Origin of the sequence: Streptomyces sp. NPDC094034 (assembly GCF_040303865.1) — a bacterium.
In the GTDB taxonomy this organism is placed as follows: Bacteria; Actinomycetota; Actinomycetes; order Streptomycetales; family Streptomycetaceae; genus Streptomyces.
The window spans coordinates 20,646-40,736 of sequence record NZ_JBEOUD010000009.1 but is presented as its reverse complement, the minus strand read 5'-3'; the positions used below and the strand labels follow the sequence as shown (position 1 = coordinate 40,736).

The window sequence follows — 20,091 nt, the reverse complement described above, 5'->3', positions numbered from 1 at the left end:
CGCCGTCCTCCGCCTGCCCGGTCCCTCTCGCCGGCCTCAGTCGTCACATGGTGCCCCAGTCCCCGCCCGTTCAGCGGCCCGAATCGGAGCCGAATCCCCACGGTCCAGGACCACGCACCACACACCGAGCGGCCGGACCCGCCCCGAGGCAGATCCGGCCGCTCCTCCACTCCTACTCGTGCACTCCTGCTCGTGCACTCCTGCTTGTGCTTACTCGTTCCTCTACTTCACCGGCTGAGGCTCCGGGTCCGGATCCGGAGCGCTCTCCCGCTCCTCCGAGCCCTCCGGTCCCGCCGGCGTCCGCACCGAGTCGAGCAGCAACTGCGCCACGTCCACGACCTGGAGGGACTCCTTCGCCCGCCCGGAGCCACCGGCGGAGCCCTCGGCGGAGCCGCCGTTGGACGCCTTCTTGCCGTTGACCGAGTCGGTGAGCATCACCAGACAGAACGGGCAGGCCGTCGACACGATGTCCGGGTTCAGCGAAAGGGCCTCGTCGACCCGCTCGTCGTTGACGCGCTTGCCGATCCGCTCCTCCATCCACATCCGCGCGCCCCCCGCGCCACAGCAGAAGCCGCGCTCCTTGTGGCGGTGCATCTCCTCGTTCCGCAGACCGGGCACCTTCGCGATGATCTCGCGCGGCGGCGTGTAGATCTTGTTGTGCCGGCCCAGGTAGCAGGGGTCGTGGTACGTGATCAGACCCTCGACCGGTGTGACCGGGACCAGCTTGCCCTCGTCCACGAGGTGCTGGAGCAACTGCGTGTGGTGGATGACCTCGTACTCGCCGCCGAGCTGCGGGTACTCGTTCGCGATCGTGTTGAAGCAGTGCGGGCAGGTCGCGACGATCTTCTTCGACGACTTCGGCTTCTTCGTCGAGGCGTCGTCATCGTCCTCCCCGTACGCCATGTTCAGCATCGCGACGTTCTCCTGGCCGAGCTGCTGGAACAGCGGCTCGTTGCCCAGGCGGCGGGCCGAGTCACCCGTGCACTTCTCGTCGCCGCCCATGATCGCGAACGTGACGCCCGCGATGTGCAGCAGCTCCGCGAAGGCCTTGGTGGTCTTCTTGGCCCGGTCCTCCAGCGCGCCCGCGCAGCCGACCCAGTACAGGTAGTCGACCTCGGTCAGGTCCTCGACGTCCTTGCCGACGACCGGTACCTCGAAGCCCGTGTCCGCCGCGAGCTCCTTGGTCCACTCCAGGCGCTGCTTCTTCGCCAGACCCCAGGGATTGCCCTTCTTCTCCAGGTTCTTGAGCATCGTCCCGGCCTCGCTCGGGAAGGCGCTCTCGATCATCACCTGGTAGCGGCGCATGTCGACGATGTGGTCGACATGCTCGATGTCCACCGGGCACTGCTCCACACACGCGCCGCAGGTGGTGCAGGACCACAGCACGTCCGGGTCGATGACGCCGCTGGTGGCGAAGCCGCTGTCGGACCCGGGCTCCAGCGTCCCGATCAGCGGGCGTTCGGCCTCCGCGAGGGCCGCGGCGGGGACTCCGGCCAGCTGCTCCTCGGTGGCCTTCTCCTCGCCCTCCATCGTCTTGCCGCCGCCGGCCAGCAGATACGGCGCCTTGGCGTGGGCGTGGTCGCGCAGCGACATGATCAGGAGCTTCGGGGAGAGCGGCTTGCCCGTGTTCCAGGCCGGGCACTGCGACTGGCAGCGGCCGCACTCCGTACAGGTGGAGAAGTCGAGGATGCCCTTCCAGGAGAAGTGCTCGATCTGGGAGACACCGAAGACATCGTCCTCGCCCGGGTCCTCGAAGTCGATCTCCTTGCCCGCGCTCGTCATCGGCTGAAGGGCGCCGAGGGCCGTCCCGCCGTCCGCCTCGCGCTTGAACCAGATGTTGGGGAAGGCGAGGAAACGGTGCCAGGCGACGCCCATGTCGGTCTTGAGCGCGACCGTGATCATCCAGATGAAGGATGTCGCGATCTTGATCAGCGCGACCAGGTAGACCAGGTTCTGGAGGGTGCCGAGGCTGAGCCCGTCGAACGCCGCGACCAGCGGGTACGAGACCAGATACGCCGCCTGGTACGAGTCGACGTGGTGCAGCGCGCCCTCCAGCCCGCGCAGGACCAGGATCGCCAGGCCGATGACGAGGATGACGGCCTCGACGAAGTACGCCTGGCCGAAGTTGGAGCCCGTGAAGCGGGACTTGCGGCCGGCGCGGCTGGGAAGCGAGAGCTGCCGGATGACGATCAGGGTCAGGATGCCGAGCGTCGTGAGCAGGCCGATGAGCTCGACGAAGACCTCGTACGGCGTCCAGTTCCCGATGACCGGCAGCAGCCAGTCGGCCTTGAAGAGCTGCCCGAAGGCGTTCACCAGGGTCAGTACGAGCGAGAAGAAGCCGATGGCGACGAACCAGTGCGCGACGCCGACCACGCCCCAGCGGTTCATCCGGGTGTGGCCGAGGAACTCCTTGGCCACGGTCAGGGTGCGCTGGGCGGGCTCATCGGTCCGGGTGCCCGCGGGGACGGGCTGGCCGAGCCGTACGAAGCGGTAGATCTGCGCGATGGCTCGGCCGAACAGCGCCACACCGACGACGGCGAGTACCAGCGACACGATGATCGCGGCGAGTTGCATTGGGGGCTCCTCGGGCCTGCGAGGGTGGGAGATCGGCCCACTCTTCCACGGGCTTCTGCGTTACGGGGGCGGGCGACTGGCTCGCTGCTGCTCACCAGCCACTGGTGCGGTCGACTGTTGCTGCTCACTGGTGCTTACTAAGCGGTAACTTAATCGTTTCGTGCTGAGGTTACCCACTTCTCCAGCCGCAATGTAGCGGCGGAGCCGGTGATCTGCGTCGCTCAGGCGACCCTCAGGGAAACCTGGCCGCCCGCAGCGCGCGTCCGGGCGTGCGGGCGAGGATCGCGAGGTCCAGGCCGATCCAGTGGTGTTCCACGTAGTGCTGGTCGAGCAACGGTGTCTCGTCCCACGGCAGCCCCGAGTGGCGCCGTACCTGCGCGAGGCCGGTCAGGCCGGGCCGTACGCGCTGACGCCAGGGCGCCGACCCCGCGGGGCAGCCGGTCTTCAGGGGTGCGGGACCCACCAGGGACAGCTCGCCGCGTACGACGTGGGGCAGCCGGGAGAGCAGGTCGAGCCGGAACAGGCGGGTGCGCAGGGAACTCAGCAGGAAGGGGTGGCCGTTGAGTCCTGTGCGGTAGTCGCGTACGAAAACGCCCCCGGCCGGCCGGGACAGCGCGAGGGCGAGGGCTGCCGACCCGAGCAGGGGCGCGGTCAGCACCAGGAGGGCCGAGCCGAGGGTCAGATCGAGTAGGCGCTTGGGCTCCGGGAGGTGGGGCGGGCGCCATGCCGTGGGGCGTCGCTTCAAGGTCACACCTGACCGTTCTGTTCGCTATAAGTGCTCTATTACATTCAGCTGTGTTCAGCGGTAGTTTCGATTGCTTCGCGAGTTTCGTCAGTTTCGTTTGTTTTGATGCTTTTGCCACGGAACGATCGCATGGTGTGGGTGCCGGGGTCGGGCAGGCGGGCCCCTCAGGCGCGTCCGGCGGCGCCCGGCGATGGGGGCGGCGCACGATAGTTGAGTCCCATCGACTCAGGTCCTTTGACTCCCAGGGATCTGTCATGCATCCTTGAGTCAGTTCCACTCAAGTCAGCTGGAGGAATCGAAATGGCACGTGCGGTCGGCATCGACCTGGGCACGACTAACTCCGTCGTCAGCGTTCTCGAAGGCGGCGAGCCCACCGTCATCACCAACGCCGAAGGCGCCAGGACCACGCCGTCCGTCGTCGCCTTCGCCAAGAACGGCGAGGTGCTCGTCGGCGAGGTCGCCAAGCGCCAGGCAGTCACGAACGTCGACAGGACCATCCGGTCGGTCAAGCGCCACATGGGCACCGACTGGAAGATCAATCTCGACGGCAAGGACTTCAACCCGCAGCAGATGTCGGCCTTCGTGCTGCAGAAGCTGAAGCGGGACGCGGAGTCGTACCTCGGCGAGAAGGTCACCGACGCGGTGATCACCGTCCCCGCGTACTTCAACGACTCCGAGCGTCAGGCCACCAAGGAGGCCGGCGAGATCGCGGGCCTCAATGTGCTGCGTATCGTCAACGAGCCGACGGCGGCGGCGCTGGCCTACGGGCTCGACAAGGACGACCAGACGATCCTGGTCTTCGACCTCGGTGGCGGCACCTTCGACGTCTCGCTGCTGGAGATCGGTGACGGCGTCGTCGAGGTGAAGGCCACCAACGGTGACAACCACCTCGGTGGTGACGACTGGGACCAGCGTCTCGTCGACTTCCTGGTGAAGCAGTTCGCCAACGGCCACGGCGTGGACCTCTCCAAGGACAAGATGGCTCTCCAGCGTCTCCGCGAGGCCGCGGAGAAGGCGAAGATCGAGCTGTCGTCCTCGTCCGAGACCACGATCAACCTGCCGTACATCACGGCGTCCGCCGAGGGCCCGCTGCACCTCGACGAGAAGATCACGCGCTCGCAGTTCCAGCAGCTGACCGCGGATCTGCTCGACCGCTGCAAGACCCCGTTCCACAACGTCATCAAGGACGCCGGCATCCAGCTGTCCGAGATCGACCACGTGGTGCTCGTGGGCGGTTCGACGCGTATGCCCGCCGTCGCGGAGCTCGTCAAGGAGCTGACCGGTGGCCGCGAGGCCAACAAGGGTGTCAACCCCGACGAGGTCGTCGCCATCGGCGCCGTGCTCCAGGCCGGTGTCCTGAAGGGTGAGGTCAAGGACGTCCTGCTCCTCGACGTCACCCCGCTGTCCCTCGGTATCGAGACCAAGGGCGGCATCATGACCAAGCTGATCGAGCGCAACACGACGATCCCGACGAAGCGTTCGGAGATCTTCACGACGGCCGAGGACAACCAGCCGTCCGTGCAGATCCAGGTCTACCAGGGCGAGCGCGAGATCGCGGCGTACAACAAGAAGCTCGGGATGTTCGAGCTGACCGGTCTGCCGCCCGCGCCGCGCGGTGTGCCGCAGATCGAGGTCGCCTTCGACATCGACGCCAACGGCATCATGCATGTGGCCGCGAAGGACCTCGGCACCGGCAAGGAGCAGAAGATGACCGTCACCGGCGGCTCCTCGCTGCCGAAGGACGAGGTCAACCGGATGCGTGAAGAGGCCGAGCAGTACGCGGACGAGGACCACCGCCGCCGCGAGGCCGCGGAGACCCGCAACCAGGCCGAACAGCTCGTCTACCAGACGGAGAAGTTCCTCAAGGACAACGAGGACAAGGTTCCCGGCGACATCAAGGCCGAGGTCGAGACGTCGATCGCCGAGCTGAAGGAGAAGCTCAAGGGCGAGGACACCGCCGAGATCCGTACCGCCACGGAGAAGGTCGCGGCCGTCTCCCAGAAGCTCGGCCAGGCGATGTACGCCGACGCCCAGGCGTCCGGTGCGGCCGCCGGTGGTGCCGAGGCCGGTGCGGGTGCCGGACAGGCCAAGGCCGATGACGATGTCGTCGACGCCGAGATCGTGGACGACGAGAAGCCCAAGAAGGACGGTGCGGTGTGACGGAGGAGACCCCGGGCTTTGAGGAGAAGCCCGACGTTCCCTCCGGCGCGACCCCCGAAGATGCCGCGTCGAAGGGCGCCGAGTCCGACTCCGTAGCGGAGTCGGGCCCGGCGGCCCCGGGCGGGGACGTACAGGAAGTCGCTTTGACGGCGCAGCTGGACCAGGTCCGTACGGCACTCAACGAACGCACGGCTGACCTCCAGCGGCTCCAGGCCGAGTACCAGAACTACCGGCGCCGGGTGGAGCGGGACCGGGTCACGGTCAAGGAGATCGCTGTCGCGAGTCTGCTGACCGAACTGCTGCCGGTCCTGGACGACATCGGCCGGGCGCGCGACCACGAGGAACTGGTCGGTGGGTTCAAGTCGGTGGCCGAGTCGCTGGAAGCGGTCACGGTGAAGCTGGGCCTCCAGCAGTTCGGTACGGAGGGCGAGCCCTTCGATCCGACGATTCATGAGGCCCTGATGCACTCGTACGCGCCGGATGTCACGGAAACGACGTGCGTCGCGATCCTCCAGCCTGGGTACCGGTTCGGCGAGCGGACCATCAGACCCGCCCGCGTCGCGGTGGCCGAGCCCCAGCCGGGGGCCCAGCCCAAGGCCGCGGACGAGGGCGCGGATTCCGCCAACGACAAGGAGAGCGGTGGCCCGGACGAGGGCTGACGCGGCGGGCAGTGGGGTAGCAGGCGGAGAGGAGGGACGTCGGGAATGAGCACGAAGGACTTCGTGGAGAAGGACTACTACAAGGTTCTCGGCGTCCCCAAGGACGCCACCGAGGCCGAGATCAAGAAGGCGTACCGAAAGCTCGCGCGCGAGTTCCACCCGGACGCCAACAAGGGCGACCTCAAGGCCGAGGAGCGCTTCAAGGAGATCTCCGAGGCGAATGACGTCCTCGGGGATCCCAAGCGGCGCAAGGAGTACGACGAGGCGCGCGCCCTCTTCGGCAACGGCGGGTTCCGGCCCGGTCCCGGCGCCGGGGGCAACGGCTCGTTCAACTTCGACCTGGGGGACCTCTTCGGCGGCGGCCCCGGGGGCAGCCAGGGCGGACCCGGCGCCGGCGGCTTCGGCGGCGGGCTCGGGGACGTCTTCGGCGGGCTCTTCAACCGGGGCGGCACCGGGACCCGTACGCAGCCGCGCCGCGGCCAGGACATCGAGTCCGAGGTGACGCTCAGCTTCACCGAGGCGGTCGACGGGGCCACGGTCCCGCTGCGGATGTCCAGCCAGGCGCCCTGCAAGGCGTGTTCGGGCACCGGCGACAAGAACGGCACCCCACGGGTCTGTCCGACCTGTGTGGGCACGGGACAGGTCTCGCGCGGCAGCGGCGGCGGCTTCTCGCTGACCGACCCCTGTGTGGACTGCAAGGGCCGCGGGCTGATCGCCCAGGACCCGTGCGAGGTCTGCAAGGGCAGTGGGCGTGCCAGGTCCTCCCGGACCATGCAGGTCCGTATCCCGGCGGGCGTCAGCGACGGGCAGCGGATCAGGCTGCGCGGCAAGGGCGCTCCCGGCGAGCGCGGCGGCCCCGGCGGCGACCTGTATGTCGTCGTGCATGTCGACGCCCATCCGGTCTTCGGCCGCAAGGGCGACAACCTCACGGTCACCGTGCCCGTCACGTTCACGGAGGCGGCGCTCGGCGGCGAGGTGAAGGTGCCGACCCTGGGCGGTCCCGCGGTCACGCTCAAGCTTCCGGCGGGGACACCCAACGGCCGTACGATGCGCGCCCGCGGCAAGGGCGCGGTACGCAAGGACGGCACCCGTGGCGACCTGCTGGTCACCGTCGAGGTCGTCGTCCCCAAGGACCTCGACGCGCCCGCGCGGGACGCGCTGGAGGCCTACCGGAAGGCGACCGCGGCCGAGGACCCGCGGGCGGAGCTGTTCCAGGCGGCGAAGGGAGCATGACCTCATGGACGGGCGGCGGCAGTCTTCATCGTTCACCCGGGCGTATCAGCTGACCGAGGAAACGCCGGTGTACGTCATCTCGGTGGCGGCACAGCTCTCCGGGCTGCACCCGCAGACGCTCAGGCAGTACGACCGCCTCGGTCTGGTCTCCCCGGACCGCACGGCGGGCAGGGGACGCCGCTACTCGGCCCGTGACATCGAGCTGCTGCGCCAGGTGCAGCAGTTGTCGCAGGACGAGGGCATCAATCTGGCCGGTATCAAGCGGATCATCGAGCTGGAGAATCAGGTCGCCGCGCTCCAGGCGCGGGTCGCCGAGCTTTCGGCGGCGGTGGACGGCGCGGCGACGGCGATGCGGCAGCGCGAGGCGCAGGTGCATGCCTCGTACCGCCGGGATCTGGTGCCGTATCAGGATGTGCAGCAGGCGAGCGCGCTGGTGGTGTGGCGGCCCAAGCGGCCGACGGACTGAGCTCGCGTCAGTCCAGCCTGCGTTCCTTCGCGGCCGCCTCGGAGCCCCACCACACACCGAGGGCGAACAGCGTGTCGACCCCCACGGCCTCATAGAGCTTGTTGAGGTCGGTGTTGACGGTGCGCAGGCTGACCCCGAGTTCGCTCGCGATCTGCTTGAGCGCGCGCCCCTCCCGCAGCTTGTTGAGGATGCGGCGGGACCGGCTGGTGGTCAGGGTCGTCTGTTCCCGCCGCCGGAAGCGGCCGCCCATCCAGGGCTCGGCCCGTTCCCACTGCTGCTCGTACACATGGTGGAAGAAGGCGAGCATGCCGGGGTGGGTCACCTTGAAGGCGACGTCCCTGTTCGGTTCGCCCCGGTGATCGGCGATCACGGCGACTTTGTTGTCCACCAGGATCATGCGCTCGAAGTCGGTGGCGAGGGTGCGTATCTCCGCGCCGTGTCCGCTCGCCGCGGTGGCCCATTCTTTCTCGCCGGGCCTGGTGCGGGCGGTGTCCGGATAGAGAGTGCGGTAGCCGACACCTCGCTGGAGGACCGCCACATCGGCCACGAGCGCCTTGCGCAGCGTATCCAGCTTTCTGTCCTGCGGATGCGCCGTACAGATCCGTGAAGTCGCGGAATTCGTCGCCTGAACGATGGCGGCGTTGACGAGCTCGATTCGGTCGAGGAATTCGATGCCATTTCCGCTCGGCGGCTCGATATTTCTCATCTCGCGGTGCAGCTCGGACAGCCGGTGCATGCGCTGAAGATGATGGGCGATGCCGGCGCGCTCCGCGGCCAGAGCGGTCTGCTCCGCGTGCCACAGGTCCGCTGAACTCCAGCGGTCGTCATGCGGGTTGTGCACCGCCAGGCCCAGCGCGGCCAGTTCCGCGAGCCCGGGTTCTGTCCCCGTGACCTGTTCGCCCCGAATGAGCCGGCGCAGCAGGGCGTGTGTTTCCTCTGATATGTCGAGCGATGCTTCGTTGTGCAGCGCTATGTCGGATTTCATATGTCCCTCCTGCGAGCTTCCGCAGTGCACATCAGTGCAGGCATCTTTCGCTTGATCCGCGCGGACCGGCCCCGCATTCTACAGAGAGTGACGGAAGATATCGAAAGGCGACATCGCGCGCCCGGACGGAATTGAGGCGCCCCTTCGCCGGGGTCGCCGGGGGCGGCTGAATGGCAATTCCTGGGTTACTCCGACTCGGTGCCCTGGTCCAGGATTCCCGACTGCGCGATGAGATATCCGAGTTGGGCGCGGCTGCCGCTGCCGAGGGTGGTGGCGAGTTTGGCTATGTGCGCGCGGCAGGTGCGTACGTTCATGCCGAGGCGGCGGGCGATGGCCTCGTCCACGTACCCCTCGATGAGCAGCTTGGCGATGGACCGCTGGACGCCGGTGATGCCGAAGGGCGTGGGCTCGTAGGAGACCTGTTCGGTGAGCGGGGTGGCGCGGCGCCACAACTGCTCGAAGACCTGGGCGAGATAGTCGACGAGTCCGGGGTGGCGCAGTTCCAGCGCGACCTGCCGGTCGGAACGGGCCGGAATGTACGCGACGGTGCGGTCGAAGACGATGAGCCGCTCGATGAGTTCTTCCAGCGTCCGTATCTCCACCTTGCCCTCGGCCAGCCGCTCCGCGTAGGCGAGTGTGCCCTGGCTGTGCCGGACGGTGTGCTGGTACAGGGTGCGGATGCTGACACCGCGGTCCACCACGGAACGGCCCCGCTCCAGGGCCTGGGCGAGCACATGCGCGCTGCGTCCGCCGCCGGGCTGCACGGTGAGTACTTCCGTCCGGCATTCGGCGGTGGAGAGGTCGAGCGCGGCGTTGATCCGGCTGTCGCCCTCCAGGACGGTGATCGCGTGTGTGGTGGGCGGATCCTGGGCGCTGATGGTCATGAACGGCTCGAAAGAGTCGGTCAGTTCGACGGCGAAGTGCCGGCGTTCCTGGATCTCGCGCTCGATGGGGTGGAGACGCTGGGCAAGGGCCGCGGAGGGCGGAACTGGGCGTAGCCAGTCGGCATCGTCGGGATCGGGGTGGAGAAGAGGGAATTCCATGAGGCAGGGAGCCGCCGCGGCCTCGCTGCGAGCGATCCGTCCGGAGCGCAACGCGCTGGCGTAAATCCGTCTGCCGTCATCACACAGCTCAGTCACAGCGTGGGGATGTGTCTGTTTTGTGTTGTTTACTAGCAAAGCTCCACCCCCCAGGGTCCTGAACATACAGGAACATGATGCCTCGTCCCGGTGGTGTTGACGTGTCCGGGTGAGACATCGTCTAGATGGCGGGGGAGAGGAATCCATCAAGTGAGGACGAAGCCGACTATGTACAAGAGAATGCTTCGCGCGGTGGTTGTCACTGCTTTCTCTGCGGCTCTGGCCTATGGTGCGCTGGCTGTTGGGGCGGACATTGGCTGGAACACAACGCCTGCCGGATCTGCCGCCCAGGGTGTGGAGTCGGGCGACATCGGGTGGAAGTCCGGCGACATCGGGTGGAACACAACGTCTGCCGGATCCGTGGAGTCGGGTGACATCGGCTGGAACGTGAAGGCTACGGGAACTACTGCCGTGAGTTCGGGGTCCGGTGACATCGGCTGGGTGACCCCTCAGGCAACTCCAAAGGACATCGGCTGGATCGTCACGTCGGCCGACACCAGCGCATGACTGTCCCGCCGGACGACCGGGTCTTCCGGCGCGAGATGGCCACGGCCTACCGGTCGGGCTGGCACTTCATCGATCTCGTCACCGCAATTCCTCACCGTGGCGACTCGTTGATGGTCACCCTCTTCGGAGAGCCGATCGTCGTCGTACGCGAGGAGGACGAGGACGTCCGCGCCTACCGCTGCCTTCGGAGGCCGCGGGGGGCTCCGCAGCCGGTCCGGTGTGCCATCCGATACGACATGATCTTTGTGAACCTCGATCAGCGTGACCACCAGCTGGTCGGGTCGAATACCACCATCGCCACCCCCCGCAGTGCCTGAGCGATTCCCCCGTCGTTGTAAATCGCTCAGGCGCTTCCCCCACACAGCGGCGCCATCGTGGACCTGAAACACGATGGCGCCGTTGTGCTGTCCGCGTCCGTTTCGAAGACCTGTCAGTTTCGGGGACCTGTCGGTTTCGAGGACGTGTCCGTTTCGAAGACCTGCCAGGGCCCTCGCGGTCAGACGCGGCCGAGCGCCCGTTCCAGGGCGATCTCGATGACCACCCGGTCCGGGTTGGGGCGCGGCGCGCGCTCGTAGCGCTCCTCGTAACGGCTCTCGGCGTCCGCGACCACCTCAGGCTCCGTACGGACCGTCGCGCGGCCCTCCAGCGTCGCCCAGTGGCCCTTCTTGACCTGACACACGGCCACCCGCGCGCCCCCCGGTCCCGCCGCCAGGATGTTGGCGACCTTCGTGCTGTTCTTGTTGGTGATGACACGGGCGAGTCCGGCCGCCGGGTCATACGTCACGCCCACCGGCACCACATGCGGGCTGCCGTCCGGGCGCAGGGTGGTCAGGGTGCATACGTGGCGCTCGCTCCAGAAGGCGAGAAAATCGGGGCTGGGATCGCGTACGTCATGGGCCATGCCGGAAGCCTAGGTCCGGAGGCGCCCCGGGTTGGACAGGGGCACGGAAAGCCCCGAATCGCGGCCCCGTTTCAGGCTTGAGTGGAATAGACTCAACTTTGCGCACGTTCTCAGTGTCAGGGTCGGACGGAGACCCGAGGTCTGTGCAGGAGAGGAGAGGGCGTACGTGGACGCCGAGCTGACCAACAAGAGCCGGGATGCGATCAATGCCGCCACCAACCGCGCCGTGGCGGCCGGGCATCCCGATCTGACCCCCGCGCATCTGCTGCTCGCGCTGCTTGAAGGCCAGGACAACGAGAACGTCACCGACCTGCTGGCCGCCGTCGAGGCGGACCAGGTCGCGGTACGGTCAGGGGCGGAGCGGCTGCTGGCCGCGCAGCCCAGTGTGACCGGTTCGACGGTCGCGCCCCCGCAGCCCAACCGCGAGCTGCTCGCCGTCATCAACGACGCGGCTCAGCGGGCCAAGGAGCTGGGGGACGACTACCTCTCCACCGAGCACCTGCTGATCGGCGTCGCCGCCAAGGGGGGCCAGGCCGGGGAGGTGCTCGACCAGCAGGGGGCGGGCGCCAAGAGACTGCTTGACGCGTTCGAGAAGGCAAGGGGAGGGCGCCGGGTGACCACACCCGACCCGGAGGGCCAGTACAAGGCCCTGGAGAAGTTCGGTACCGATTTCACGGCCGCCGCCCGCGAGGGCAAGCTCGACCCGGTCATCGGCCGGGACCAGGAGATCCGGCGTGTGGTGCAGGTGCTGTCACGCCGTACGAAGAACAATCCGGTGCTGATCGGCGAGCCCGGCGTCGGCAAGACCGCCGTTGTCGAGGGGCTCGCGCAGCGCATTGTCAAGGGCGACGTGCCGGAGTCACTGAAGAACAAGCGGCTGGTTTCGCTGGACCTCGGTGCGATGGTGGCGGGCGCGAAGTACCGCGGCGAGTTCGAGGAGCGGCTCAAGACCGTCCTCTCCGAGATCAGGTCGAGCGACGGCCAGATCATCACCTTCATCGACGAGCTGCACACCGTCGTGGGCGCGGGCGCCGGCGGCGACTCCGCCATGGACGCCGGGAACATGCTCAAGCCGATGCTGGCCCGCGGCGAGCTGCGGATGGTCGGCGCGACCACACTGGACGAGTACCGCGAGCGGATCGAGAAGGACGCGGCGCTGGAGCGGCGCTTCCAGCAGGTACTGGTCGCCGAGCCGACCGTCGAGGACACCATCGCGATCCTGCGCGGGCTCAAGGGCCGTTACGAGGCCCACCACAAGGTGCAGATCGCGGACGCGGCGCTGGTCGCCGCCGCGGCGCTCTCCGACCGTTACATCACCTCGCGCTTCCTGCCGGACAAGGCCATCGACCTCGTGGACGAGGCGGCCTCCCGGCTCCGGATGGAGATCGACTCCTCGCCCGTCGAGATCGATGAACTCCAGCGCTCCGTCGACCGCCTCCGTATGGAGGAGCTGGCGCTCAAGAACGAGTCCGACCCCGCCTCCAAGCAGCGGCTGGAGAAGCTCCGCCGCGATCTCGCCGACCGCGAGGAGGAGCTGCGCGGCCTCAACGCCCGCTGGGAGAAGGAGAAGCAGGGCCTCAACCGCGTCGGTGAGCTGAAGGAACGCCTGGACGACCTGCGCGGCCAGGCCGAGCGCGCCCAGCGCGACGGCGACTTCGACACCGCCTCCAAGCTGCTGTACGGCGAGATCCCCGGCCTGGAGCGCGAGCTGGAGGAGGCCGCCGAGGCCGAGCAGGTGGCGGCCAAGGACACCATGGTCAAGGAGGAGGTCGGCCCGGACGACATCGCCGATGTGGTCGGCTCCTGGACCGGAATCCCGGCCGGCCGGCTGCTGGAGGGCGAGACACAGAAGCTGCTGCGGATGGAGCAGGAGCTGGGCAGGCGGCTGATCGGCCAGAGCGAGGCGGTCCAGGCCGTGTCCGACGCGGTACGCCGTACCCGCGCCGGGATCGCCGACCCCGACCGCCCCACCGGCTCCTTCCTCTTCCTGGGCCCGACCGGTGTCGGCAAGACCGAGCTGGCCAAGGCGCTCGCCGACTTCCTCTTCGACGACGAGCGGGCCATGGTCCGTATCGACATGAGTGAGTACGGCGAGAAGCACTCCGTGGCGCGGCTCGTCGGCGCGCCTCCCGGCTATGTCGGCTACGAGGAAGGCGGCCAGCTCACCGAGGCCGTGCGCAGGCGCCCGTACTCCGTGGTCCTGCTGGACGAGGTGGAGAAGGCCCACCCCGAGGTCTTCGATGTGCTGCTCCAGGTCCTGGACGACGGCCGGCTCACCGACGGCCAGGGGCGGACGGTGGACTTCCGTAACACCATCCTGGTCCTGACGTCGAACCTGGGCAGCCAGTACCTCGTCGAGCCGACCACCTCGGAGGAGACCAAGAAACAGCAGGTCCTGGAGGTGGTACGGACCTCCTTCAAGCCGGAGTTCCTGAACCGTCTCGACGATCTGGTGGTCTTCTCCGCCCTCTCACGGGATGAACTGGCCCATATCGCCAAGCTCCAGATCGACCGGCTGGCCCGCCGTCTCGCGGAGCGCCGGCTCACCCTGGACGTCACCCCCGCGGCGCTGGAATGGCTGGCCGACGAGGGCAACGATCCGGCCTATGGGGCCCGGCCACTGCGCCGTCTGGTGCAGACCGCGATCGGCGACCGGCTGGCCAAGGAGATCCTCGCGGGCGAGGTCACGGACGGCGACACGGTCCGGGTGGACCGCTTCGAGGACGGCCTGATCGTGGGCGCGGCGACGACCGCGGCGGCGGGGACGGAGTCCGGCAAGACGCTGTGAGCGCCCGGTACGCGGGGCCGGTACGCGCGTGATCGCGCACCGGCCCCTTCGCGCGCCCCGGGTGCCTCGGGTGCCTTGTTCGCCGGATCGGCGGGCCGGGGTTGCCAGGGCCTCCCCGCTATGGGGGAGGATGGCAGGAACCGTACGAAGGGAAATTCACGGTGAGCATCGACCCGTCCTCGATTCCGAATTTCGGGGGCCAGCCCCAACCGCAGGGTGCAGGACCGGCGGGCCCCGTCGTCCCCGACCAGGACCTGGTCAAGCAGCTCCTCGAACAGATGGAGCTGAAGTACGTCGTCGACGACGAGGGTGACCTCGCGGCGCCGTGGGAGGAATTCCGTACGTACTTCATGTTCCGCGGCGAGGAGGACCAGCAGGTCTTCTCGGTGCGGACGTTCTACGACCGGCCGCACCCGATCACGGACAAGGCGAAGGTCCTCGACGCGATCGACGACTGGAACCGCCGCACCCTGTGGCCCAAGGTCTACACCCACATCCACGAGGAGGGTGACGGTCCCCCCACCGTCCGGCTCATCGGCGAGGCCCAGATGCTGATCGGCATGGGGGTCAGCCTGGAGCACTTCGTGTCGTCCACGGTCAGCTGGGTGCGCGCGTCGATCGAGTTCGACAAGTGGCTCATCGAGCAGCTGGGCCTGGAGCCGGGCGACGAGAAGCCCGAGGACGCCTGAGCCACGCGGACCGCGCGGCACGAGGCCCGGCCGGCGCCGCGATCGTCTGTGATCGCGGCCCTGAGCCGGGCTTTCGCGCGGACACGCCCCACAGCCGGCGCAGTCGTGACACGCCCTACAGTCGGCGCAGCCGTGACACGGCCTAGAGTCGGCGCAGCCGTGACACGGCCTCCTCCAGAACGTCGGTCCGCTTGCAGAACGCGAACCGTACGAACGGGGCGCCCTGCTTCTGGTGGTCGTAGAAGACGGCGTTGGGGACGGCGACCACGCCGCACCGTTCCGGCAGGGCGCGGCAGAAGGCGAAGCCGTCGCTCTCCCCGAGCGGCCGGATGTCGGTCGTCACGAAGTAGGTGCCGGCCGGGCGGTAGACCTCGAAACCGGCCGCCGCCAGACCCGTGGAGAGCAGATCGCGCTTGGCGCGCAGATCGGCGCGCAGCCCCTCGAAGTAGCTCTCCGGCAGCCGCAGGGCCTCGGCGATCGCGTACTGGAACGGGCCCGACGCCACATACGTCAGGAACTGCTTGGCCGAGCGCACCGCCCTCACCAGCTCCGGCGTTCCCGTCACCCACCCCACCTTCCAGCCGGTGAACGAGAAGGTCTTGCCCGCCGAGCTGATCGTCAGGGTCCGCTCGCGCATGCCGGGGAACGAGGCGAGCGGGATGTGCTCGCCCTCGAAGACCAGGTGCTCGTACACCTCGTCGGTGACGACCAGCAGATCGCGTGCGACGGCGAGGTCGGCGACGGCGGTCAGTTCCTCGCGGCTGAGGACGGTGCCCGTGGGGTTGTGCGGGGTGTTGAGGAGGATGAGGCGGGTGCGGTCGGTGACGGCGTCCCGCAGTTCGTCCAGGTCCAGGTGGTACGCGCCGTCCCGGGGGCGCAGGGTGACCGGTACGCGGGTGCCGCCCGCCATGCCGATACAGGCGGCGTACGAGTCGTAGTACGGCTCCAGCGCGATCACCTCGTCACCGGGCTCGACCAGGGCGAGCAGCGCGGCGGCGATCGCTTCGGTGGCGCCCGCCGTGACCAGGACCTCGGTGTCCGGGTCGTGGGCCAGTCCGTAGCGTGCCAGCTGGTGTCCGGCGATGGCGGCGCGCAGTTCCGGGACGCCGGGGCCCGGCGGGTACTGGTTGCCCTTGCCCTCGCGCAGCGCCCGTACCGCCGCTTCCCTGACCTCCTCGGGGCCGTCGGTGTCGGGGAAGCCCTGGCCGAGGTTGATCGCGCCGGTGCGTACCGCGAGCGCCGACATCTCCGCGAAGATCGTGGTGCCGCCGAGCCATTCTTTGGTCATGGCCGCCATCCTGTGCCGAACCTCTGGACTTGCTCAAGTCGGCTTTGGCCGCGGGGCGCCGGGGGGACACCCACGTCACGCGAGAAGTTCACGCGGGAAGTGCGGACGGGAAGTTCAGGCGGGAAGCCGGTCAGTGCGGAGCCGGTCGCGCGACGGCGCGGGGCTTCGCGACGGGGGAACAGAAGGACGGTGGGGACGATGGCAATGGGCGTGGTGGTCGTACTGATCGCGGTCGCGTTCGTCGGGGTCGTGGCGAGTGTGAGCAGCAGGGACAAGCGCAGGAAGCCGCGTGTGAAGGCGGCGAAGGTGGTGTCGGGCCGGTCGCTGAAGAAGAGGGGCGGCAGGCGCCGTGCCGATGGCGGTTGGTGGGCCGGCGGCGGTGATTCGTCGTGCGGCGGCGGTGGTTCGTCCTGCGGCGGTTCTTCGTGCGGCGGTGGTTCGTCGTGCGGCGGTGGCGGGGGCGGGGGTTGCGGCGGAGGAGGCAGCTGACACGGGGCAGCTGATCCTCGCTCACGATGGTGCCCGGTGGGAACGAACTCCCGCCGGGCACCTTCGTGTTGGTGGCACCGACCGTTTGGACGGCGGCCCCGCGGGCCTTCTCCGACCGTTTTTGATTGAACAGTTGAACCCTTGGGCCCCCTACGGGATGGAAACCCCTTCAAGTTGGGTAAAAACACTGTGAGCGTCGCGTACTTCGTGATTCCCTCGCTGTTGAGAGCTTCCAGCCCTCGGGCCTGATACGGAACCGAGCAGGCGATCTCCCCCCACAAGCCACTCGCTCATCGTCCGGGACATCCCCGGTTCACCCGTCAAGCGTGTTTGCGGAGCCGACCCATGCTCACCACCCTCAATACCGCCTACACCGACACCCGCGCCGCTGATCTGGCCTGGGCGTTGGGCCGGGAGCCGGTCCCCGCCCTGGCCGTCCTCGACCTCGAACTCGCGGGCGCCGGGCTCCAGCTGAGACTGCTCGGCGCCTCTCACCAGGTGATTCTGGAGGAGGAGCGCGGCACCTGCTCCGAGACCGTCGCCTGTATCCCGGGCAGTAGCACACCGCTTCCGCTCGGCGTCTCCAAACGGCTCGGGGACTGGGAGTACGAATTCGCCGCGCGCGTCGAGACGTTGTCCCAGGGTTCGTTCGCCGGGCGCGCGCAGGAACTGCTCGCGCTCGTGGCCGACCACCCGAACGGATTGGCGGGGACATTCCCCGGCGCCCCGAACGCCTTCACCGCGATGCTGGCGCAGCGCGACGGCGGCCAGGTCCGATGGCGTACGTGGCATGCGTATCCACAGGAAGGCCGCCTGGTCGTCACTCGGACGCGGGTGGGGGTCCGTATGCCTGCCGTGCTCTAGATGCACCCGTGTGGGTGACAAACCGCAATGAATTCGTGACGTAGCGTTACGAACATGATCGAGCAGTCCGTGTCCTCGCCGCCCCGGGGTGGCGCGCGGCTTCCCGTGCGCGCGGGCGCCGGGCGTTATCTGATCCTCACCGTGGTCTTCATCTGCGCCGCGTGCGGGCTGGTGTACGAGCTGGAGCTGGTCGCGCTCGCCTCGTATCTCATCGGGGACTCCGTCACACAGGCCTCGGTCGTCCTCTCGGTGATGGTCTTCGCGATGGGCGTCGGCTCGCTGCTCGCCAAACGGCTGCGGTGCCGCGCCGCGTTCGGATTCGGGCTGCTGGAAGCAGCGTTGGCACTCCTGGGCGGTTCCTCCGCACTCGTGCTGTACGCGAGCTTCATATGGCTGGGCGAGTCCCGCTACGCACTGGTCGGTTTCTCGCTGGCCATCGGCGTCCTCATCGGCGCCGAGATTCCGCTGCTGATGTCGCTCATCCAGCGGTTCTCCCGCCAGAGCGCGGAGGGGACGGTCGCGGATCTCTTCGCGGCCGACTATGTGGGCGCGCTCGTCGGCGGGCTCGCCTTCCCGTTCCTGTTGCTGCCCTGGCTGGGCCAGCTGACGGGGGCGCTGCTGACGGGCGCGGTGAACGCGGTGGCGGGGGGCGGGCTGGTGCTCTGGCTCTTCCGGCGCGATCTGAGGCCGCGTTCACGCTGGGTGCTGGTGATCGTCAATGTGCTGGTGCTGGCCCTGCTCGGCACGGCGGCCGTCCTGGTGGACGACTTCGAACGGGCGGCGCGGCGGGCCGTCTACGGCGACCAGGTGCGGGTCGCCCTCCACACCGGCGCCCAGGAAGTCGTCATCACGGGCGGCCGGAGCGGGCCGCTGGAGCTGTATCTCGACGGGCGGCTGCGGGTCAGCGCGCGCGACGAGTTCCGCTACCACGAGGCGCTGGTGCATCCCGCGATGCGCGGTCCGCACGCGCGGGTGCTGATCCTGGGCGGGGGCGACGGACTGGCCGCGCGCGAGGTCCTGCGATACCGGGGCGTGCGCGAGGTCACGGTGGTCGAGCTGGACCCGGAGGTTGTCCGGCTGGCTCGCACGGATCCCGCGCTGCGGGAGCTGAACGGGGCGGTGTACGGGGACGGGCGGGTGCGGGCGGTGTACGCGGACGCGTTCGTGTGGTTGCGGGGAGCGGTGGACGCCGGAGGCGTCGGGGGGCGCGGTGGGCGTGGGGGCGGGCCGTACGACGTGGTCATCTCGGATCTGCCGAATCCCGGCGTGACGGCGAGTACGAAGCTGTACTCCGAGGAGTTCTACGGCCTGGCCACGCGTGTGCTGGCGGACGGCGGGCGGCTGGCGGTGCACGCGGGGTCGCCGATGGCGGAGCGGCATACGTACTGGACGGTGGACGCGACGTTGCGGGCGGCCGGGTTCGGGACCACGCCGTACCACGCGACGGGGTGGCCGTCGGGCTTCGCGGCGGGCCCCGACCGGGTCGAGGACGGGGCGCCGGCCGCGGGTGACTGGGGGTTCGAACTGGCGGCGGTGGGCAGGCCCCCGAGGCTGGCGCTGGCGCGGGACGCGCCGAGGCTGCGGTCGTTGGAGGGGGCGATGCTGGTGGCGGGGGCGCGGGGGGTGGAGCGGACGAGGGTGCGGGGGCTGCCGCCTTCGACGCTGGTGCATCCGCGGTACGGGGGGTAGGGCCTGCGCGTGTACCCGGACAAGCGCGGCATGCGGTCCGGGGCGCGAGCCCGAAGCGACCACCGGCAACAACCCGCGCACCACCACCGGCCCCGGCCGAAACGAAACGAACCGCGAGCACGACCCCCCGCCGGAAGGCGCACGGCGTTACGCTCGGGGCTTATGGAGCATGAGGTGTTCGTTCCGGTCACGGCAGAGGCTCTTCGGCAGGCACTTGGCGACCCCGTTCGTGTCGCCCGTTGTGTGCCGGGGCTTCAGCACGACGCGGAGGAGTCGGCCGGGCCGCTCTCCGGGCGTATGAAGGTGCGTATCGGCGGTCACACGATCACCTATCGCGGCAGGCTCACGGTCGCCGAGCGGGACGGTGTCTTCGAGGTGGAGGGTGAGGGCGAGGAGGTCCGGGGTTCCGGCTCGGCCAAGTTGACGCTCACCGTGCGGTTGATGGAGACGCCGGACGGCACGACGCTCGCCTTCACGGGCGGATCGCGTTCCGAGGGCCGACTCGCGGAGCTGCCCGCCGAGACGACGACCGCCGCGGCGCGTCGGCTGCTGGACCGTTTCGTCGCGCGGCTGGGCGAGGAGACGGAGCCGCCCGAGGACATCGTGGCGGAGGCGCTGGCGGAGTTCGGGACCGAGACGCCCGGCCTCGGTCTTGACGGGGAGACCGTCGCCGGTGAGGGGGACTTCATCATTCCGGACGAGCCGTCGGCCGAGGCCGCGCACGCGCGTCGCACCATGATCGGGCGCAGCGCCGAGGAAGTGGATCACGCGCCGCCGCGTGGGCGTTACGCGCCCGTGCCCGCTCCCGACGCCGGGGGCGCGCGGGCCACACTGCGCTGGGTCGCGCCCGCCGCCGCGCTCGCGCTCGCCTCCGCCGTGGTGGTCGGACGGGCACTGCGTCGGCGCAAGTAATGT

General features: G+C 68.9%; 17 protein-coding genes. 11 read left to right on the top strand and 6 right to left on the bottom strand.

Features of this window, described 5'->3' with window-relative positions:
• Nucleotides 1–222: 222 nt before the first annotated feature.
• Both ABTZ59_RS11060 and ABTZ59_RS11055 read right to left on the bottom strand, forming a co-directional pair.
• Nucleotides 223–2,574: a (Fe-S)-binding protein gene (locus tag ABTZ59_RS11060; RefSeq protein WP_351394133.1), complete on the bottom strand. Its 2,352-nt coding sequence runs from the start codon at nucleotides 2,572–2,574 to the stop codon at nucleotides 223–225.
• 232 nt (nucleotides 2,575–2,806) lie between these two features.
• Nucleotides 2,807–3,319 carry a sugar transferase gene (locus ABTZ59_RS11055; protein WP_351394130.1) on the bottom strand — a complete coding sequence of 171 codons (513 nt, stop codon included), beginning with the start codon at nucleotides 3,317–3,319 and terminating at the stop codon, nucleotides 2,807–2,809.
• Between the two features lie 300 nt (nucleotides 3,320–3,619).
• On the opposite strand from ABTZ59_RS11055, the gene dnaK reads away from it, so the two are divergent.
• The 4 genes from dnaK to ABTZ59_RS11035 are packed head-to-tail and all read left to right on the top strand — an operon-like array spanning nucleotide 3,620 to nucleotide 7,837.
• Complete coding sequence (dnaK, locus tag ABTZ59_RS11050; RefSeq protein WP_351394127.1) at nucleotides 3,620–5,479, top strand: molecular chaperone DnaK; 1,860 nt, start codon at nucleotides 3,620–3,622, stop codon at nucleotides 5,477–5,479.
• Nucleotides 5,476–6,138: a nucleotide exchange factor GrpE gene (gene grpE / locus ABTZ59_RS11045; RefSeq protein ID WP_351394124.1), complete on the top strand. Its 663-nt coding sequence runs from the start codon at nucleotides 5,476–5,478 to the stop codon at nucleotides 6,136–6,138. Before dnaK ends, grpE begins: the two co-directional genes overlap by 4 nt.
• A 45-nt stretch (nucleotides 6,139–6,183) precedes the next feature.
• Nucleotides 6,184–7,371: a molecular chaperone DnaJ gene (gene dnaJ, locus ABTZ59_RS11040; protein ID WP_351394121.1), complete on the top strand. Its 1,188-nt coding sequence runs from the start codon at nucleotides 6,184–6,186 to the stop codon at nucleotides 7,369–7,371.
• Nucleotides 7,372–7,375: 4 nt separating this feature from the next.
• Nucleotides 7,376–7,837 carry a heat shock protein transcriptional repressor HspR gene (locus ABTZ59_RS11035; protein ID WP_249953152.1) on the top strand — a complete coding sequence of 154 codons (462 nt, stop codon included), beginning with the start codon at nucleotides 7,376–7,378 and terminating at the stop codon, nucleotides 7,835–7,837.
• Nucleotides 7,838–7,844: 7 nt separating this feature from the next.
• Here ABTZ59_RS11035 and ABTZ59_RS11030 read toward each other — a convergent pair whose 3' ends face one another.
• Together ABTZ59_RS11030 and ABTZ59_RS11025 are read right to left on the bottom strand one after the other, a co-directional pair.
• Nucleotides 7,845–8,822: a LuxR C-terminal-related transcriptional regulator gene (locus ABTZ59_RS11030; protein ID WP_351394116.1), complete on the bottom strand. Its 978-nt coding sequence runs from the start codon at nucleotides 8,820–8,822 to the stop codon at nucleotides 7,845–7,847.
• Between the two features lie 185 nt (nucleotides 8,823–9,007).
• Nucleotides 9,008–10,027: a helix-turn-helix transcriptional regulator gene (locus ABTZ59_RS11025; protein ID WP_351394113.1), complete on the bottom strand. Its 1,020-nt coding sequence runs from the start codon at nucleotides 10,025–10,027 to the stop codon at nucleotides 9,008–9,010.
• An 84-nt stretch (nucleotides 10,028–10,111) separates the two neighbouring features.
• Here ABTZ59_RS11025 and ABTZ59_RS11020 point away from each other — a divergent pair, with 84 nt between their 5' ends.
• Together ABTZ59_RS11020 and ABTZ59_RS11015 are read left to right on the top strand one after the other, a co-directional pair.
• Nucleotides 10,112–10,468 (top strand): hypothetical protein, encoded by a 357-nt coding sequence (locus ABTZ59_RS11020; RefSeq protein WP_351394111.1) that lies wholly within the window; start codon nucleotides 10,112–10,114, stop codon nucleotides 10,466–10,468.
• On the top strand, nucleotides 10,465–10,785 hold the full coding sequence (locus ABTZ59_RS11015; RefSeq protein ID WP_030353182.1) for a Rieske (2Fe-2S) protein: 321 nt from the start codon (nucleotides 10,465–10,467) through the stop codon (nucleotides 10,783–10,785). The genes ABTZ59_RS11020 and ABTZ59_RS11015 overlap by 4 nt, the downstream gene beginning before the upstream one ends.
• A gap of 179 nt (nucleotides 10,786–10,964) precedes the next feature.
• On the opposite strand, the gene ABTZ59_RS11010 is transcribed toward ABTZ59_RS11015, so the two are convergent.
• A complete protein-coding gene (locus ABTZ59_RS11010) occupies nucleotides 10,965–11,369 on the bottom strand; it encodes a pyridoxamine 5'-phosphate oxidase family protein (protein ID WP_351394109.1) in 405 nt (134 codons plus the stop codon).
• Between the two features lie 166 nt (nucleotides 11,370–11,535).
• On the opposite strand from ABTZ59_RS11010, the gene clpB reads away from it, so the two are divergent.
• Together clpB and ABTZ59_RS11000 are read left to right on the top strand one after the other, a co-directional pair.
• The gene (clpB, locus tag ABTZ59_RS11005) at nucleotides 11,536–14,157 is read left to right on the top strand and encodes an ATP-dependent chaperone ClpB (RefSeq protein WP_351394106.1); all 2,622 of its coding nucleotides are present in this window, start codon (nucleotides 11,536–11,538) and stop codon (nucleotides 14,155–14,157) included.
• 161 nt (nucleotides 14,158–14,318) lie between these two features.
• Nucleotides 14,319–14,846, top strand: coding sequence for a type III secretion system chaperone family protein (locus tag ABTZ59_RS11000; protein ID WP_249953146.1), 528 nt, complete (start codon nucleotides 14,319–14,321; stop codon nucleotides 14,844–14,846).
• A gap of 142 nt (nucleotides 14,847–14,988) precedes the next feature.
• On the opposite strand, the gene ABTZ59_RS10995 is transcribed toward ABTZ59_RS11000, so the two are convergent.
• On the bottom strand, nucleotides 14,989–16,134 hold the full coding sequence (locus ABTZ59_RS10995) for a pyridoxal phosphate-dependent aminotransferase (RefSeq protein WP_351394102.1): 1,146 nt from the start codon (nucleotides 16,132–16,134) through the stop codon (nucleotides 14,989–14,991).
• 834 nt (nucleotides 16,135–16,968) lie between these two features.
• On the opposite strand from ABTZ59_RS10995, the gene ABTZ59_RS10990 reads away from it, so the two are divergent.
• The 3 genes from ABTZ59_RS10990 (at nucleotide 16,969) to ABTZ59_RS10980 (ending at nucleotide 20,088) form a co-directional block, all read left to right on the top strand.
• Nucleotides 16,969–17,487, top strand: a complete 519-nt coding sequence (locus tag ABTZ59_RS10990) for a DUF2617 family protein (RefSeq protein WP_351394099.1) — start codon at nucleotides 16,969–16,971, stop codon at nucleotides 17,485–17,487.
• A gap of 54 nt (nucleotides 17,488–17,541) precedes the next feature.
• Complete coding sequence (locus ABTZ59_RS10985) at nucleotides 17,542–19,176, top strand: polyamine aminopropyltransferase (RefSeq protein WP_351394096.1); 1,635 nt, start codon at nucleotides 17,542–17,544, stop codon at nucleotides 19,174–19,176.
• A gap of 162 nt (nucleotides 19,177–19,338) precedes the next feature.
• The gene (locus ABTZ59_RS10980; protein ID WP_351394093.1) at nucleotides 19,339–20,088 is read left to right on the top strand and encodes an SRPBCC domain-containing protein; all 750 of its coding nucleotides are present in this window, start codon (nucleotides 19,339–19,341) and stop codon (nucleotides 20,086–20,088) included.
• The last annotated feature ends 3 nt before the right edge of the window (nucleotides 20,089–20,091 follow it).